We start from the raw sequence: 15,664 nt of genomic DNA, 5'->3' as shown, positions 1-15,664 counted from the left end.
GTGCGGCTCAGCCTTTCTTGAGCTCCATCCCGAGGTCCTCCCCCAGGCGCGCGGCCTCGCGCTCGTCTCCGGGCCACGGGACGCGCCGCTCGGCCCGCCGCAGCCGGGAGCCGTCGGGCTCGGCGAGGAGCGCCCGCAGCCAGAGCGCGCCGCCGTCCCGCACCGCGTAGGCGGCCACCGGCGTCCGGCAGCTGCCTTCCACGGCCGCCATCACGGCCCGCTCCGCCGTGACGCAGACGGTGGTCTCGCGGTCCGCGAGCGCCGAGAGGACGCCGCGCACGCCGGCGTCCTCGGCGCGGCACTCGATGCCGAGCGCCCCCTGGCCGATCGCCGGCAGCGACACCTCGGGCGACAGGACCTCGGTGGCGCGATCGGCGAGGCCGAGCCGCTTCAGGCCGGCGAGCGCCAGCACCACGGCGTCGAACGACCCGTCGAACACCTTGCGGAGGCGCGTGTCGACGTTGCCGCGGACCGGCTCGATCGCGAGATCCGGGCGCGCCTCGCGCAGCGCGACCGCCCGGCGGAGGCTCGAGGTGCCGACCCGCGCGCCCGCCGGCAGCTCCGCGAGCGGGGCGCCGCTCCGGGTGACGATGACGTCGCGAGGATCCTCCCGCGCGGGGATGCAGGCGATGCACAGCGCCGGGGCGAGCTCGGCGGGGACGTCCTTGATCGAGTGGACCGCGAAATCGGCGCGCCGGTCGAGCAGCGCCTCCTCGAGCTCCTTGATGAACAGCCCCTTGCCGCCGATGTCCTGGAGCGAGCGATCCTGCGTCTTGTCGCCCGAGGTCACCACCTCGAGCTCGCGGAGGGAGAGATCGGGCACCGCCGCCTCGAGGGAACGGGCGAAGGCGCGGGACTGGGCGAGGGCGAGCGCCGAGCGGCGCGTGGCGAGGGTGAGCTCCATGGGGTCACGCTCCCTTTAACCCAGCTGCGCGCACGGCCGCGGCCGGATTCGCGACGGCCAGGACGCCGGCCTCGGCGGGCTGGGGGCGCGCGCTGGGCTGCCGGGCGTAGCGGCCGTCGTCGTCCGCGACCTGAGGGCGCGGGTCGACCTGCCGCGGCGAGGCGCCCCGCGCGCCGGAGGGCGGCGGCGCTGCCCCGCGGGCGGACCGCGGCGTGGGAGGGCCCTCCGCGGCGACGCGCAGCTCCCCCTCGGCGAGCGGGGCGGCGGCGCTGTCGGCCGGCGCGCCGTCGATGTCGAAGAGCTCGCGGAGCGAGTCGACGTGCTCGGCGACGCGGGGATCGGTGGCCATGGCGCGGAGGCGGGTGGTGGGCACGTGGAGCAGCTTGTTCGTGGCGGCGTCGACCATCAGCGCGAGCGCCTGGCGCTCGGCCGGGCCGAGGTGCCGGAGCTTGCCGGCGAGGCTGCGCTCGACCTCGGCCGCGAGGATGGAGCGCGTGCGGGCCCTGAGCCCCACGATCGTGGGCGTGAGGGCGCGCTCGAGCGTCCACGTCTCGAAGGCGTGCGCCTCGTCCGCGACGATCGCCTCGGCCCGCGCCGCCTCGGCGGCGCGCCCCTCGACCGACTGCGCCACGATCTGCGAGAGATCGTCGACGTCGTAGAGGTAGACGCTGTCGAGCTTGTTGACGGCGGGGTCGATGTCGCGCGGGACCGCGATGTCGATGAGGAACAGGCTCCGGCCCTTCCTGGCCTTGCGGGCCCGGCGGACGAGGTCGAGCGTGACCACGTAGCTCGGGCTCGAGGTCGACGAGATCACGATGTCGGCGTCGATGACGGCGCGCTCGAGCTCGGCCCAGGGGCGGGGCTCGCCGCCGACCTCGCGCGCGAGGGCGGCGGCGCGATCCAGGCTCCGGTTGACCACGACGAGGCGGGCGCCGGCGCGGACGAGGAGCTTCGAGGCGGCCTCGGCCATCTCGCCGGCGCCGATGAGCAGCGCCGTGTGCCCGGCGAGATCCGCGAAGATCTGGCGGGCGAGATCGATGGCGACGCTGGAGACCGAGACCTGGCCCGCGCCGATCGCCGTCTCGGTGCGCACGCGCTTGCCGACCTTGATCGCGCGGTGGGCCGCGCGGCCGAGCCGCGCGCCGAGGGTCTTCGCCCCGCGGGCGATCTCGATCGCCTCCTTCATCTGCCCGAGGATCTGCGGCTCGCCGACGACCATCGAGTCGAGCGACGCGGCGACGCGGAAGAGGTGGAGGACGGCATCGCCGCCGACGCGGCCGGCGAGGTGGCCGCGGACGCCGTCGCCCCCGAGGCCGACGAGGACCCCGACGGCGGCGCGCAGCGCCTCGTTGTCGGCCGCGAGCTCCTCGTCGGACGGCGGCGCGGCGCCGCCGGGGCGGGACAGCCCGGGCGCCTGCTGCCGCGGCGAGGCGTAGACCTCGACGCGGTTGCAGGTGGAGAGCACCAGCGCCTCCCCGATGGCCGGGTGCGCGGTGAGGCGGCCGAGCACCTCGGGGAGCCGGTCGCGGCCGATCGCGAGCCGCTCGCGCACCTCGATGGGCGCGGTCTTGTGGGAGAGCCCGACGAAGATCACGGGCGCTAGCCTCCGAGCCCCGCGGCGGGGCGGACGAGGTAGATCACGAGCACGGCCGCGGCGCAGGCGAGCCCCGCGATGGTGCCGTACGCCGCGCGGCGGCCGCGCCAGCCGGCGGCGGCGCGCAGGAGCAGCACGAGCGCGATGAGGAGCCAGGTGGCGTAGCCGAAGATGGCGCGCATCACCTCCTCGGTGCTGCCCATCTCGAGCTGGTGCGCCCAGTACGTCCCCGTGACGATGCCGAGCGTCAGCAAGGGGAAGCCGGCGATCAGGAACCGGTGGACGGCGTGATCGAGGGTGTCGAGCGGCGGGAGGCCGCCCATGCGCTCGACGTGCCGCTTCCGCTTGAGGCGCTTCTCCTGGACGAGGTAGAGCGCGGCGGCGGCGCCGGCGAGGAGGAAGAGGGCGATCCCGAGCAGGTTCGCCATGACGTGGGCCGCGATGAACAGCGGGCTGAGCTTCTGCTCGGAGTGCGGCTTGCCGAGGAAGAAGGTGCCGAGCAGGAAGGCGAGCCCGAGCGGGCCGATGAGGAGCCCGAGCGCGTCGATGCGGAAGCGACGGCGGGCGACGAGGTACACGGCGATCGCGAGGAGGGACGCGACCGAGAGCATGAAGTGGACCGAGTGGACCGGGCAGACGCGCGCGACGAAGCTGGCGAGCGTGACGTAGGTCGCGTGCCCGAGGGCGCCCAGGCCGAGCAGCAGGGGCGCGTGCCGCGACGCGCGCGCGGCGGCGGTGGCGCTCGGCCGAGCGGCGGGGTCGTGGGCGTGCGCCCCGCCGCCGAGGAGGCCCGGGAGCTCCCCCGAGGAGGGGAGCCGCGCGCGGCTGCGGGCGACGTCGAGGAAGAAGAGCGCGCTGGCGGCGCCGTAGAACAGGAGCGCGAGCGCAAAGCTGATCCCGGAGATGACCTCGGGCATGGCCCCCGTTATAGCCTGCCTTACCGGGGATGGCCCGCCGCGCTCGGAGGGGAGCGCGTACCGTCGTCGGAGCCGGCCCGACAGCGCGAGGCCCCGGTCGGAGGGTGGGCGCCCCGGGGCGACCGCTGCGCCGGGGACGCCGTCGCGCCCGACGGGTCGCCGGCGGCTGCGGCGCCGTCGCGCCCTGCCGGGGCGCCGCGCCGGGGGCGCTCCGGGCCCCGCCGGGGACCGCCGCGCGCCCGGCCGGTGACCGCCGCGCGGCGGCGCTACATCTTGCTCGTCAGGAACGCGGCGAGGAGCTCCTCGTCGCTGGTCAGGCTGCTGTTCGTGGCGGTCGACGCGGGCGCGGCCTTGCGGTGCTCGGCGAACGTGCCCACCGGCGCGCCGATGAACCCCGGGATCACGTCGTAGGCGTTGTCGCCGATGATCATCGACCCCTCGAGGATCTCCGCCCCGAGCTCCCGCAGGAACGCGCGCGTCTTGACCCGGCCGAGGACCTCGTGGACGTCCGCCGCCCCCGTCACCTCGCGGAGCACGCGGATCGCCTCGATGATCTTGTAGCGGCGGCCCTCGGTCTTGATCAGAAGCTCGTCGTTGTTCAGATCGACGCGGTCGCTCGCGATCCAGTCGTCGAGCGCGGCCTGCGGAAAGAACACGCGGTTCTTCATCGCGGGCAGTCTACTCAAAAACAGGCCCGAGCGGTTGGGCCGCGATGCCGGCGGCCAGGGGTCGGCCAGCGGCCGGGACCCGCGTCAGGCCGGAGGGGGCACCCGGGGCGGCGGCGCCGAGTCCCGCGACAGGCCGCGGAGGCGCGCCGGCAGGTGCCAGAGCGACTCGAAGATCCCGAGCAGCACGTAGAAGCCGAGCAGCCACACGAGCACGAACGCAGGCTGCAGCTGCGTCGAGATCACCGCGCTCGAGCCGACGGCGAACGCGACGAAGAGCACGGTGCGGACGTTGAGCCGGAGATCCTTGAAAGAGCGGAACCGGATCGTCGAGACCATCAGCAGCGACAGGATCGTCGTGGTCACGAGGATCGCCGGCGCGTAGCGCTCGCCGCCGATGTCGCCGGCGGCCGCGTGGTTCGCCACCACGATCGAGACCAGGATCCCCGCGGCGCCCGGGATCGGCAGGCCGACGATGTACTTCGAGGGCTTCGTGGGCTTGCCCGCCTCGCCCATGGAGAGGACGTTGAAGCGCGCCAGCCGGACCGCGCCGCACGCCGTGAAGATGAACGACACGAGCAGCCCCGCGAGATCGAAGCGGTGCAGCGTCCACTGGTACACGAGCATCGACGGCGCCACGCCGAACGAGACGATATCGGCCAGCGAGTCGATCTGCAGGCCGAAGGCGCTCTGGGTCTTCGTCATCCGCGCGACGCGCCCGTCGAGCGTGTCGAAGAACATCGCGAAGACGATGAGCAGCGCGGCGCGGTAGAAATCATCCTCCGACTGCGCGGTCGCCGAGCGCCGGATCGAGTCGAAGCCGCAGAATATCGATGAGAGCGTGATCAGGTTCGGAAGCAGGAACAGCGTCTTCCTGAGCTCCAACCGCCGTCGCTTCCGGATCATGCCGCCTCCCTTTCAGGCAGGCCAGGCTATCGCCGCACAGACCACGAACGCAAGCGCCGAAGCGCAGACGCGAACCGCTAGAAGGTTACCGCGAGCCGGGATCCAGGAGCGTTTCATCGCACCCTCTGCTGCGTTTCAGCCGTTCTTTTTCTCGGCTTTCGGCCGCCGCTCAGCGCTCAGCGCTCAGCGCTCGGGGCGCGGCGAGCCGTCGAGCGCCGGCTCGCTCCATACCGCCTCCGGGACCTTCGCGCTCGGCTCGAAGCGGCAGGCCATCCGGCGGAGCTCGATGGCCGTGCCGGTCGCGCCCGACGAGCCCGCTGCCGCCCGGAACAGCCACGACTGCGCGAGATCGCCGGGGAGGATCGCGGAAAGAGGAGCCCGCCCGATCGCCCGGGCGTCCCAGCCGGCGACGCACGGCGCGGACGGCGTGCCGTGCAGCACCGTGGAGGCGGTCAGGAGCACCATCACCTCGGGCGCGCCCGACGGGCCAGCGGCGTCGGTGACGACGACGGGGTGGCGCGTGCCAGGGAACAGGGCCTCGCTGCCCAAAAAGAGCGGCACCTCATGGCGCGCGGTCGCGGCGCGCTCGGCGGCAGAGCACGGGCGCGGCGCGTCGCCGAGATCGAACGGCGTCGGCAGCGGCCGCGCAGCGCCGAGCGTTCCGTCCTTGCGAAAAGGCTGGAAGAGGGCCCAGGCGATCGCGTGCCCTGGATCGGCGACCAGGGTCGTCACGCCGATCGACGTGCCCGCGTAGGTCCAGTCGGTGTGCACGAGCCGATCGCGGCCCGCGGGAGGCGCGACGGTCACGGCCTCGATCGCCCACGCGGGGCCCGAGCCGGGCGGGGCGGGCGCGCCGGCGGAGGGCGCCGGGGCCGGGCGGTGCGCGAGCAGCATCGCGGTCACCGGGCCGTTCGACGCCTGCCGGACCATCCCCACGCCGACGGGCTGGCCGTCCGCGAGGACGGCGTCGGCCCGCACGTCGAGGCTGCCGTGGAGGCCCGACGCGGGCCAGGACGGGAAATCGAAGCGCTGGAGCTTGCCGGACGGCTCGTAGAAGAACGTGAGCTCCGAGTGCGCGCTGCCGGAGTGCGGGCGAAGAAAGATCCCGCGCAGCGAGACCGACAGGAGCGCGGGGTCGTAGAAATCCTCGGGGGGCGGCGCGGGCGTGCGGCGCTGGCCGGGCTGAGGGCGCGCGCCCGGAGGCGCGTTGCGCGCGGCGTCCGCAGCGGGCTTCACGTCGCCGAGCTCGAACGGGCCGGCGTCGGGGATGACGCCGCGGCCCGAGGTGCCGTCCAGCCAGTTCTCCCATGCGACCTCGACGTTGCGCATCGGCGCGCCCGGCTTCGCCGCGCCGCCGGGGATCCGCACGCGCGCCGCGGCGTAGCCCTCCATCTGCGCGGTGAGGTTGGTCGCCACCCGCGCTCCCCCGAGCCCCGCCGGCACCGCCGGCAAGAGCGATCGCGTGACGACGCGCGCCTCGCCGGCGCCGGACTCGGGGAGCGTCGCGGAGACGACGTCGATGGCGCCGCTCGGCGCGCGCGTGAGCAACGACCAGACCGACCGGCCGCGCAGGAGCTCGTCGGCGTCGGGCAGGCCGAGGCCGCTCGCGTCGACGTGGTCGATGCGCGTCCATTTCGAGGACGGCAGCGTCTCGCAGACGATGGGCGTGCGCACGGCGGGCTGGGCGCGCGGCGGAGGCTCCGGCGCGCGCGGCGGCGCGGCCTCGGCCTGGCCGCCCCAGCCGACGCGGGTCGCCACGTCGCCGAAGAGGCAGCCGCTCGCGCCGCACGCGACGGCGACCGGCGCCTGGGCGAGCTCGCGCGAGAGCGCCGGCATCTCCGGGAGCTCGACCCAGGTCACGCCGCCGTCGAGCGACTCCCAGAATGCGGCGACGTCCTCGCCGCCTCCGTCGGTATGCGCGCGCCCGCGCGACGCCCGCGCCGACAGCGCGACCACGCGCCGCCCGAAGCCGGCGAGCGCCGCGCTCTCCGCCGGCGCGGCCGCCGCCGTGAGCACCCGGCCGTCCTCGTCCGCGGTGAGGTACGTGAGCGCGCCGCGATCCGAGAGCAGCAGGCCCACGGCGCCGTCGTCCGCGGGGCGGAGCGCGCTCTCCTCGACGATCTCGAGCCCCTCGGGCGACGCGCCCTCGCCCGGGCCGCCCTCGGCGTCCTCGTCCTCGTCCTCGGCGCCGTCCCCCCGCGCCGCCGGCGGCGCGCCGCCGGTCGCGTCGAGCGACCGCGGCGCGAAGGTCTCGCCGCCGTCGTGCGAGACGAACAGCGCGAGGCGCTCGTCCTTGCCGCGGTAGCCGAGGAAGTAGGCGGAGCGCCCGTCCGCCGAGAACGCGGGCAGCGCGGCGGGGGCGCTGAGCGTGGGGGCCGCCGCGAGGGTCACCGCGTCGCGCGCGTCGCGGGCGCCGTCGCGGGTGAGGAGCAGCGGCGCGGTCGGCTTGCAGCCGTCCGCGCCGTCGCTCGGCCTGCAGACGCCGGTCACGAGCGCCGCGCCCTCGGGCGCCACCGCGACGCCGACCTGGTCGATGTCCGCCGTCTCCAGCGTGGCGGCCGGCGACCACGCGCCGCCGCCGTCCTCGCTGCGGAGCACCCGCGCCACGATGCGGTCGCCGTCCGGCTCGGCGCACACCGCGACCACCCGCCGGCCGTTCGCGCCGAGCTTGATGCTCCCGCACTCGCCCGTCCCCGGCAGGGGCGCTTCCTTGAGCGGCCCGTCGATGGGGCCGCTCGCGAGGCGCCACGGCGCGCCGGCGTCGTCCGGGCGCACCGCCTCGACGTAGCGATCGCCGGCGATCGCCGCCCGCCCGAGCCACACCGCGGCGGCGGACGGCGCGCGCGGGGCCGCGATGGCGAGCTCGACGTCGGCGCGCGGGAGCGTCGCCGCGCCGCGCGAGAACGCGGGCGCGCGCCGCGGATCCCAGGTCGCCGACGCGAGCAGGCCCTCGGCGAGGAGCTCGCCGCCGAGGACGCCGACGCGCGACAGGCCCATGGCCGGGAGCGGCGCGCGCGCCCAGGTGGCGCCGCCGTCCTCGCTCGCGAACAGCGCCTCGGGCAGGGCGAGCGCGAGCGCGCGGCCGCCCTCGGTCATGGCGACGCCGAAGGCGCGCGGCGGGGACCCGGCCTGCGCCGCGGCGCCGTCGAGCAGGGTCGGCTTCCACCCGAGCTCCTCGCGCCAGCGGAGCACGCCCCCGGCCCGGGTCACCCCGAGCAGCGAGCCGCCGGCGCCCGCGAGCTGCACGAGCGGCTCCGGCGGCGAAAGCGTCCGCGTGAACGGCCCGAGCGGCGAGGAGGCCTCGTAGATCGACCCGCTCGCGCCGACGAACATCCAGGAGGCCGGCGAGCGCCGCACGATGGCGGTGAGCTCCTCGGGTGCGGGCGCGGCGCTCGCCCTGCCCTGCCCCGCGCACCGGACGGGCTGCGCGGCGGCGCCCGGCGGCGCGGCGGCGTCCGGTCGGGCCGCCGCGGCCGCCCGAGACTCGGGCGTCACCGTCCAGCGCTGGCCGCCCTGGGCCACGACGACGCAGCCGCCGCCGGTGGACGGCGCCCACGCGACCGCGGCCTCGGGCGGCGCCGGGTGGTAGCTCCAGCGCGCCGGCGAGGCGTACGCGGCGCCCGCGATGTCGGCCGGCGGGAGCACGGCCGCCGCCGGGCGCGACGGCTGCGCCGGGGCGCTGGAGCAGCCCGCGAGGGCGCACGCCGACGCCAGGGCGAGGGGCGCGCGGCGCCGCGGCGGCGCGGTCATTCGACCCAGCGGGCCACGAACAGGTTGGTCTCGCCGGGCTTCGCGCCGTACCGGTTCGAGGCGAAGACGACGTGCTCGCCGGTCGGCGAGAACATCGGGAAGCTGTCGAAGCCCTCGTAGAACGTGACGCGCTCGACGGGCGGCACGCCGTCGGGCCCCGGGGGCCCCTCCGAGTCGACGAGGTAGAGGTCGAAGTTCGGCATGCCCCGGGCGCCCTGCGGGGTGCTGAAATCCGAGGCGAAGACGAGCCGCCGCGAGTCCGGCAGGAAGTAGGGCGCGAAGTTGGCGCGGCCGTTCCTCGTCACCGCGCGCGGGTTCTGCCCGTCGGCGCCCGCGACGAAGATCTCGAGGGCGCTCGGGCGGACGAGCCCCTTGGCGAGCAGCGCGCGGTAGTCGTCGAGCGCCGCGCCGGTCGGGCGGCTCGCGCGCCAGACGAGCTTGGTCGAGTCGGGCGAGAAGAAGGCGCCGCCGTCGTAGCCGGGCGTGCTCGTGATGCGCCGGACGTCGGAGCCGTCGAGCTTCGCGGTGTAGAGCTCGATGTCCCCGTCGCGCGTGCTCGTGAACACGAGGCGCGAGCCGTCGAACGCGACGGTGGCCTCGGCGTCGTAGCCTTTGCCCTGGATGAGGGGGCGGAGATCCGAGCCGTCGGGGTTCGCGGTGTAGATGTCGAACTCGTCGAGCGGCCACACGTAGCCCTGCGAGTGATCCGGCTTCGGCGGGCACGCCTCGCCGGCGGCGTGGGTGGACGCGAAGAGGACGCGCGGCTGCGCCGGGGCCGGGGGCGCGGGGAAGAGGAAGTAGCCGCAGGTCGTCTTGCCCTGGCCGTTCGAGACCCGGCGGACCTCGCCGCTCTCCAGGTCGATCACGTACTGCTGGTCGCACGCGTTGCCGTCGCGGGTCGACTGGAAGATGAGCTTCCTGCCGTCGGGCGACCAGTAGGCCTCGGCGTTCTCGCCTGCGAAGGTGAGCTGCCGGAGGTCGGCGAGGTGCTTCTCGCGCGGGTCGGCGGCGACGCTCTTGCCGGCGCGGATGCGGAAGGGGAGCCACTCGGGCTTCGCCGTGGTCGTCGCCTCGGGGATCTGGCCGAGGGGCTCCTTCGGCCGGGGCTCCGGCGAGGCGCAGGCGGCGAGGAGCAGGCAGGCGAGCAGGGCGGGCGGCCGTCGGTTCATGGCGGCGCGACTCTAGTACGAAAGCGGGGAGCCGTCGCGGGGAGGCCCGCGGCCGGATGCGGTACACTTTCCGGCATGGCAACTGCTTCGCCGCTCGGTCGCGCCACCGCCGAAGATCTCGCGCGGCTGCCCCTTGACGTGCGCGCCGAGATCATCGACGGCGCGATCGTCGAGAAGGCGACCCCGAGCGCTGAGCACAGCGACGCGCAGGGCGAGGTGATCGCCCGCCTGCGCGGCCCCTTCCATCGCCGCCCGGGCGGCGGTCATCCCGGAGGGTGGTGGATCCTCCCCGAGGTCGAGATCGAGCTCGATCCGCATGAGGTCTACCGCCCCGACATCGCCGGCTGGCGCCGCGAGCGCACCCCCGAGCGCCCGAGCGGCCGGCCGGTGAAGAGCAGGCCGGACTGGGTCTGCGAGGTGCTCTCCGCCTCGAACGCCAGCAACGATCTCGTCAAGAAGCTACGCGTCTATCACCGGTTCCAGATCACCCATTACTGGATCGTCGACCCGCAGAACGAGACGCTCACCGTGCTGCGCTGGACGGCAGACGGCTACCTCGCTGCGCTCACCGCCGGCCCCGGCGACCGCGTGCGCGCCGAGCCGTTCGAGGCCGTGGAGCTGCCCGTCGGCGTCCTGTTCGGGGGCGACGAGGAGCCCGCGGCAGGGACCTGATCCCGCTACTGCCGGAAGATCGTCACCGTCGTCGGAATCGTATGGCCCCCGCCGGAGCAGTTCCGGAAGCTGCCGTCCGACGCCGGGTTGCCGCAGTGATCGTCGCACTCGCCGAGGACCTCGACGACGCAGCCGTCCGCGTCCGCGCCCGTCCCGCCGCACACGCGGCGGATGAGCGTCGACCCGGGCGACCTGCACGCGAACCGGAGCTGCTCCGGCGCGAAGAGATCGCCGAAATAAGCCCCCTCCCGGTGAGGGAACGACTCCCGCTCCGCGGGCTCCAGCTCAAGGGCCTTGTTCTGGCCGCGCATCGAGATGGGGAGGCTCTCCCCGAGGTGGTTGACCCTGGCCAGCATGCAGGAGGACACCCACCCTTGGCATCGCGCGTTGCAGTGCCCGTGCGCCCTGCCCCACTCGGGTGAAAGACCGACATCCCCCTCGAAGACGTGAGTCTCGCCGTCCAGGGAGACCTCCACCGACTGCCCCGCCGGGAGCGCGCAGCCCACCGCGTACTTCAGGAACTCTCGGGCCAGCGGATCCCGGAGCGCGTTCAGGACATCGCCGCTGCCGGCGATCGCGTCGGTGGTCAGCGGATTGCCAGTGAGCTCCCCCGTCGCGACCCTGTCGGTCGTGAGCGCGCTGGCCTTGAGCGCGTTCTTCGTGAATGCGTTCCGCGTGAACACCTCTTGCGCCGCCGTCTCGCTGTCCTCCTCGAAGGGGTCGCCCTCACTCACGCAGGCCGGCAAACAGGCAGTCATCAGGCCCAGGAACGAGATCGCGAGTACGATACGATTTCGCATAGCCCCCTCAATAGCCACTCAAACATGTATCAGGAGTTTCCTCAACCCGTTTTCGGGAGGGACCTCAAGATTCCGCACCTGCGTCGATATCGCAAAAACAGCGTGCGAGCAGCCGATCAGGCGCGCTCGTGGGCGGCGCGAGGACTTCGGGAGAGACGCTGGCAGGGAATCCTACGTTCGCTGGATCGCACCGTTATCCATCGCACCCATGTCGCATCATTGCCGAGCGTCGCTGTCGCCGAGCCACCGCGCCGCCAGCGCGAGCGTCTCGACGTTGTCGAGCGACGAGAGGAACCGATCCCGGTTGCGAGGATTCGAGATCTGCCCCGCGCGGGCGAGCACGCTCTGGCGCGCCCGCGCGACCGCGGCGATCCCTTCGTCCTGCCGGCCGCTCGCGAAGAGGGCCTCCGCCCGGACGAGCCGGATCAGCGACTCGCCCTCCTCGACCGCGCCGAGCGACTCGAGGAGGGCGAGCGCCTCGCCGGACAGCGCGAGCGCCTCGTCGGCGCGGCCCTTCCGGAGCAGCACGCGCGCGGAGAGCGCCCACGCCGCGGCGCGCAGCGGCGGCGCGCTCTGCAGGAGCTCGGCGGCCGCGCGGGCCTCGGCCTCCGCGACGGCGAGGTCGCCGCCGAGCAGCGCCGCCTTCGCCAGGTAGGCGCGCGCGACCCCCTCGGCCCTCGGATCGCCCAGCCGCTGGAACGTCGCGATCGCCTCCGCCTCGACCCGCCGCGCCTCGTCGAGGTCGCCGCGGGCGATCATCACGTTGCCCAGGTTGCTGCGGGCGAACGCGGCCAGGTCCGTGAGCTCCATCTGATCCGCGGCGCGCAGCGCGGCGCGCAGCGCGGCCTCGGCCCCCTCGTAGTCGCCGAGCTCCATGGTGACGGCGCCCAGGTTCACCCGCAGCGAGCACGCGTTGCGGCGATCGCCGCTCCGCTCGAACACCGCGAGCGCCGCCTCGATGCCCTCCAGGCAAGCGCCGGGATCGCCGAAGGTCATCGCGCGGATGGCGCGCGCCTCGTAAAGCCTGGCGCGCACCTCGACGTCGAGCGCCCGGCCCTCGTCCCCGCTGCGCTCGAGCGCGGCGATGATCCCGTCCGCGGCGGAGTAGCGGCCACCGAAGACGAGCCAGAGGGCGCCCTCGACGAGGCAGATGTCCCGCCGGGTGAGCGCGCCCTCGCCGGGCGACGCGCCCCGCGCCGTCGCCACCCAGGACTCCACGCGGTCGAGCGCCCCCTGCTTGCCGGCGGCCATGACCACCCCGGTCGCGGCGGAGTACCAGGGCGGCGAGCCCGGCTCGAAGAGCGCGGCCGCCTCGAGCGCGCGCTGCTCGGCCGCGGCGAAATCGCCGCGCCACACGCGGGCCTCCGCCTCGACGAGGAGCAGCCCGCCCGCCTCCGCCCCGGAGGCGCCGCACGCGAGGCCGCGCTCGGCGTGCCCGATCGCGGCGAGGAGATCGTTGCCGCGCAGGGACTGCTCCGCCGCGCGCCGGTACCACGCCGCCGCCCGCCCCGGCTCGGCGCCGCGCTCGAAGTGCTCCGCGAGCTCCGCCGCGTCGCCCTTCCCCTCCCCTTCCAGCCACTCGCCCGCGAGCCGGTGCCCGAGCTGCCGGTCGTAGTCCGTCAGCGCGCCGTACGCCGCCTCCCGCACGAGGCCGTGCCGGAAGCTGTACTCGGGCTCGGCCTCGCCCGCCTCGCCCGGCGCGCCGAGCTCGAGCGCCGCGGCCTCGCACGCCGTGGGCGCGTCGCGCTCGGGCTCGTCGATGGGCCCCGGGCGCGGGGAGGAGGACAGCGCGGAGAGGAGGCCGTCGCCGCGCCGGCCAGGCTGCCGCCGCGGGACGATCACCTCGCGCTCGACGAGCTCGGCGAGCCGGTCCCCCACCTCGGCGTCGGCGCCGCCGAGCAGCGCGGCCACGCCCGCGGGCCGGAAGCTCTGGCCGAAGACGCTCGCCGCCCGGAGGACGCGCCGCGCCTCGGGATCGAGCGCCTCGAGCCGCGCCTGCACCATCGCCAGCACCGTCTCCGGCAGCGCGGCGCCCCGCCCGTCGGCGGCGGCGCGGATCTGCTCTTCCAGGAAGAACGCGTTGCCGTCGGCGCGCTCGACAAGCGTGGCGACGACCTGCTCGGCGGCCGCGTTGCCGAGCGCCTGGCGCACGAGCCGCTCGCTGGCGCGGCGCGAGAGCCCCGTGAGCTCGATCTCCTGCACGCCGCGGCCGGCCCACAGCTTCGGGAACATCTCGCGCACCTCGGGCCGGCCGAGCGCCAGCACCATGAACGGCGCGTCGCGCAGGTTGCGGAGGGCGCTGTTGATCATGGCCACCGTCGGCAGATCGCCCCAGTGCAGGTCCTCGAGCACGAGCAGCACCGGCTGCGCCGCGCACTCGGCGCGCAGGAACTCCTCCCAGGCGAGGTGCAGCTGATCGCCCATGAGCACGGAGCTCCGGCGCGCCACCCGGAGCGCCTCGCTCTCGTCGTCCGGGAAGGGCGCCCCCACGAGCTCGCCCAGGAACGGCGCGAGGCGGGCGCCGTCCTCGCCGTGGCGGCCGACGCGCTCGCGGATCTTGCGCTGCACCGCCGCGGCCGGCGTGCCGTCGGCGACGCCGAGCGCGCGCCGGAGCGCCTGCGAGAGGAGGCCGAAGGAGGCGCCGGCGCTCATCGGATCGCCGCGCGCGATCCAGATCTCCATCGGCTCGCCGCGCGCCCGGAGGCGCCGGAGCAGCTCGGTGCGCAGGCGCGATTTGCCCATGCCCGCGGGGGCGGTGACCAGCACCGCGGACGGGGTCTGCTCCTCGATGCACTGGACGAAGGTCGCCTCGAGGAGGGACAGCTCGCGGTCGCGGCCCACGCACGGCGTCGGCTTGCCGAGCAGGCGCGGCACCACCTCGAGGTCGTCGCGCTCGCCGCGCAGGAGGTGGCCGGTGGGGTCGGCTCCGACGTCGAACCGCGCGCCGAGCAGGCCGGCCGTGACCTCGTCGATGCGGACGACGCCGGGCCGCGCCGCGTCGCCGGCGAGGAGCGCCGCGGCCTGGTCGATGAGGTTGCCGATCGGGGAGCGGGCGGTGAGCTCGGTGCGCCCCGAGACCAGCGCGACGGGCGCGCCGCCGAGCAGCACCTGCATCGCGAGCGCGCACCGCGCGCCCCGGGCGGCGAGATCGGTCGGCGCGACGGCGCCGGAGAGCACGACGACCGGCGAGCGCGACTCGATGATCTCGAGGCGGCCCTGGTGGCGCTCGGCCAGGGCGCTGAGCGCGCGCACCCGGAGCGCGTCCTCGCCCTCGGACCGGGTCGCGTCGCTGTCGAGCGCGCCGTCGCGGGCGAGGAGGAGGCAGATCATCCGGCGCTCGCCGGTGGTGAGCTCGGGGGCGGGGCCGCCGATCGGCAACGGGACGCGCCGCGAGCCGGGCGCGAGCTCGCCGAGCGACGCGAGCTCGGCGGCCACGGCCGCGCCGTCGCGGGGGCGGTCGCGCGGGGCCTTGGCGAGCATGCGCATGACGAGATCGTCGAGCGCGGCGGGCACCTCGCCGCGGAGCTCCCGGAGCCGGGGCGGATCCTCGAGGAGGACCTTCACGAGCACGGAGAGGCCGTCGTTGCCGACGAACGGGGGCCGGCCGGTGAGGCAGCGGTAGAGGACGCAGCCGAGGGCGAAGACGTCGGCGCGGGCGTCGATGGTGAGCTCGCCGCGCGCCTGCTCGGGCGCCATGTAGCCGGGGGTGCCGAGCATCACGCCGGGCATGGTGAGCTCCTGGCCGGCCTCCGCGACGCGCGCGACGCCGAAGTCGAGCAGGGTGACCTCGTCGACGGAGCCGCCGACGAGCAGGAGGTTGCTCGGCTTGAGGTCGCGGTGGACGACGCCGAGGCGGTGGAGGGCGCCGAGCGTGGCGGCGACGCGCGCGCCGAGCGCGAGGCTCTCGGGCACGGTGAGCGGCTCGCGGAGGAAGCGCTCGGCGAGGGTCTCGCCGGAGAGCCACTGCATGGCGAGGAAGAGGTCGCCGCCCTCGGTCGCGCCGTGCGCGACGTACGCGACGATCCCGGGGTGACGGAGCGTGGCGAGCGCCTGCGCCTCGCGGAGGAAGCGGTGCGTCTCCTGGGGGCCCCGGCGCTGGAGGATCTTCACCGCGACCGGCTCGCCGGTGAGCCGGTCGCGGGCGCGGAAGATCTGCGCCATGCCGCCGGCGGTGGCGTGCCCCTCGATCTCGAAGCGGTTGCCGACGAGGTCCCCTGCGCGCATCAGCGGTACCCCTGCGGCGGCCCCGGGAGCCGCGGCGCTCGCCAGTGCAGTGCGTCGGAAGAG

10 protein-coding genes are annotated in these 15,664 nt (G+C 75.3%); 1 reads left to right on the top strand and 9 read right to left on the bottom strand.

The window, feature by feature from the left end:
- Positions 1-7 precede the first annotated feature (7 nt).
- The 7 genes from hemC to WMF26_RS10280 form a co-directional block, all read right to left on the bottom strand.
- Positions 8-904, bottom strand: a complete 897-nt coding sequence (gene hemC / locus WMF26_RS10310; RefSeq protein ID WP_438000186.1) for a hydroxymethylbilane synthase — start codon at positions 902-904, stop codon at positions 8-10.
- Between the two features lie 4 nt (positions 905-908).
- Complete coding sequence (hemA, locus tag WMF26_RS10305) at positions 909-2,498, bottom strand: glutamyl-tRNA reductase (RefSeq protein WP_437336984.1); 1,590 nt, start codon at positions 2,496-2,498, stop codon at positions 909-911.
- A 5-nt stretch (positions 2,499-2,503) separates the two neighbouring features.
- Positions 2,504-3,415 carry a cytochrome c biogenesis protein CcsA gene (ccsA, locus tag WMF26_RS10300; protein WP_061621460.1) on the bottom strand — a complete coding sequence of 304 codons (912 nt, stop codon included), beginning with the start codon at positions 3,413-3,415 and terminating at the stop codon, positions 2,504-2,506.
- Between the two features lie 266 nt (positions 3,416-3,681).
- On the bottom strand, positions 3,682-4,083 hold the full coding sequence (locus WMF26_RS10295) for a hypothetical protein (RefSeq protein WP_020734041.1): 402 nt from the start codon (positions 4,081-4,083) through the stop codon (positions 3,682-3,684).
- Between the two features lie 84 nt (positions 4,084-4,167).
- Positions 4,168-4,986 (bottom strand): CDP-diacylglycerol--serine O-phosphatidyltransferase, encoded by an 819-nt coding sequence (gene pssA, locus WMF26_RS10290; RefSeq protein ID WP_044985697.1) that lies wholly within the window; start codon positions 4,984-4,986, stop codon positions 4,168-4,170.
- A 183-nt stretch (positions 4,987-5,169) separates the two neighbouring features.
- Complete coding sequence (locus WMF26_RS10285; protein WP_438000185.1) at positions 5,170-8,736, bottom strand: hypothetical protein; 3,567 nt, start codon at positions 8,734-8,736, stop codon at positions 5,170-5,172.
- On the bottom strand, positions 8,733-9,905 hold the full coding sequence (locus tag WMF26_RS10280; RefSeq protein ID WP_437336981.1) for a hypothetical protein: 1,173 nt from the start codon (positions 9,903-9,905) through the stop codon (positions 8,733-8,735). Before WMF26_RS10280 ends, WMF26_RS10285 begins: the two co-directional genes overlap by 4 nt.
- A gap of 75 nt (positions 9,906-9,980) precedes the next feature.
- On the opposite strand from WMF26_RS10280, the gene WMF26_RS10275 reads away from it, so the two are divergent.
- Positions 9,981-10,577 carry a Uma2 family endonuclease gene (locus tag WMF26_RS10275; RefSeq protein ID WP_438000184.1) on the top strand — a complete coding sequence of 199 codons (597 nt, stop codon included), beginning with the start codon at positions 9,981-9,983 and terminating at the stop codon, positions 10,575-10,577.
- A gap of 5 nt (positions 10,578-10,582) precedes the next feature.
- Here the strand turns inward: WMF26_RS10275 and WMF26_RS10270 are convergent, their stop codons facing one another.
- Both WMF26_RS10270 and WMF26_RS10265 read right to left on the bottom strand, forming a co-directional pair.
- Complete coding sequence (locus WMF26_RS10270) at positions 10,583-11,311, bottom strand: hypothetical protein (RefSeq protein WP_438000183.1); 729 nt, start codon at positions 11,309-11,311, stop codon at positions 10,583-10,585.
- 282 nt (positions 11,312-11,593) lie between these two features.
- Positions 11,594-15,601, bottom strand: coding sequence for a serine/threonine-protein kinase (locus tag WMF26_RS10265; protein ID WP_438000182.1), 4,008 nt, complete (start codon positions 15,599-15,601; stop codon positions 11,594-11,596).
- Positions 15,602-15,664: the final 63 nt, after the last annotated feature.

It is taken from the genome of Sorangium sp. So ce185 (genome assembly GCF_051526825.1).
In the GTDB taxonomy this organism is placed as follows: Bacteria; Myxococcota_A; Polyangia; order Polyangiales; family Polyangiaceae; genus Sorangium; species Sorangium cellulosum_D.
The sequence above is the reverse complement of the archived record's forward strand: the minus strand, read 5'-3'. Positions and strand labels throughout refer to the sequence as shown.

Excerpts from the sequence above, each read along its gene's own strand:
- pssA (WP_044985697.1), bottom strand. The coding sequence starts at position 4,986 with ATGATCCGGAAGCGACGGCGGTTGGAGCTCAGGAAGACGCTGTTCCTG.
- WMF26_RS10275 (WP_438000184.1), top strand. The coding sequence starts at position 9,981 with ATGGCAACTGCTTCGCCGCTCGGTCGCGCCACCGCCGAAGATCTCGCG.
- WMF26_RS10285 (WP_438000185.1), bottom strand. The coding sequence starts at position 8,736 with ATGACCGCGCCGCCGCGGCGCCGCGCGCCCCTCGCCCTGGCGTCGGCG.
- WMF26_RS10295 (WP_020734041.1), bottom strand. The coding sequence starts at position 4,083 with ATGAAGAACCGCGTGTTCTTTCCGCAGGCCGCGCTCGACGACTGGATC.
- WMF26_RS10280 (WP_437336981.1), bottom strand. The coding sequence starts at position 9,905 with ATGAACCGACGGCCGCCCGCCCTGCTCGCCTGCCTGCTCCTCGCCGCC.
- hemC (WP_438000186.1), bottom strand. The coding sequence starts at position 904 with ATGGAGCTCACCCTCGCCACGCGCCGCTCGGCGCTCGCCCTCGCCCAG.
- WMF26_RS10265 (WP_438000182.1), bottom strand. The coding sequence starts at position 15,601 with ATGCGCGCAGGGGACCTCGTCGGCAACCGCTTCGAGATCGAGGGGCAC.
- ccsA (WP_061621460.1), bottom strand. The coding sequence starts at position 3,415 with ATGCCCGAGGTCATCTCCGGGATCAGCTTTGCGCTCGCGCTCCTGTTC.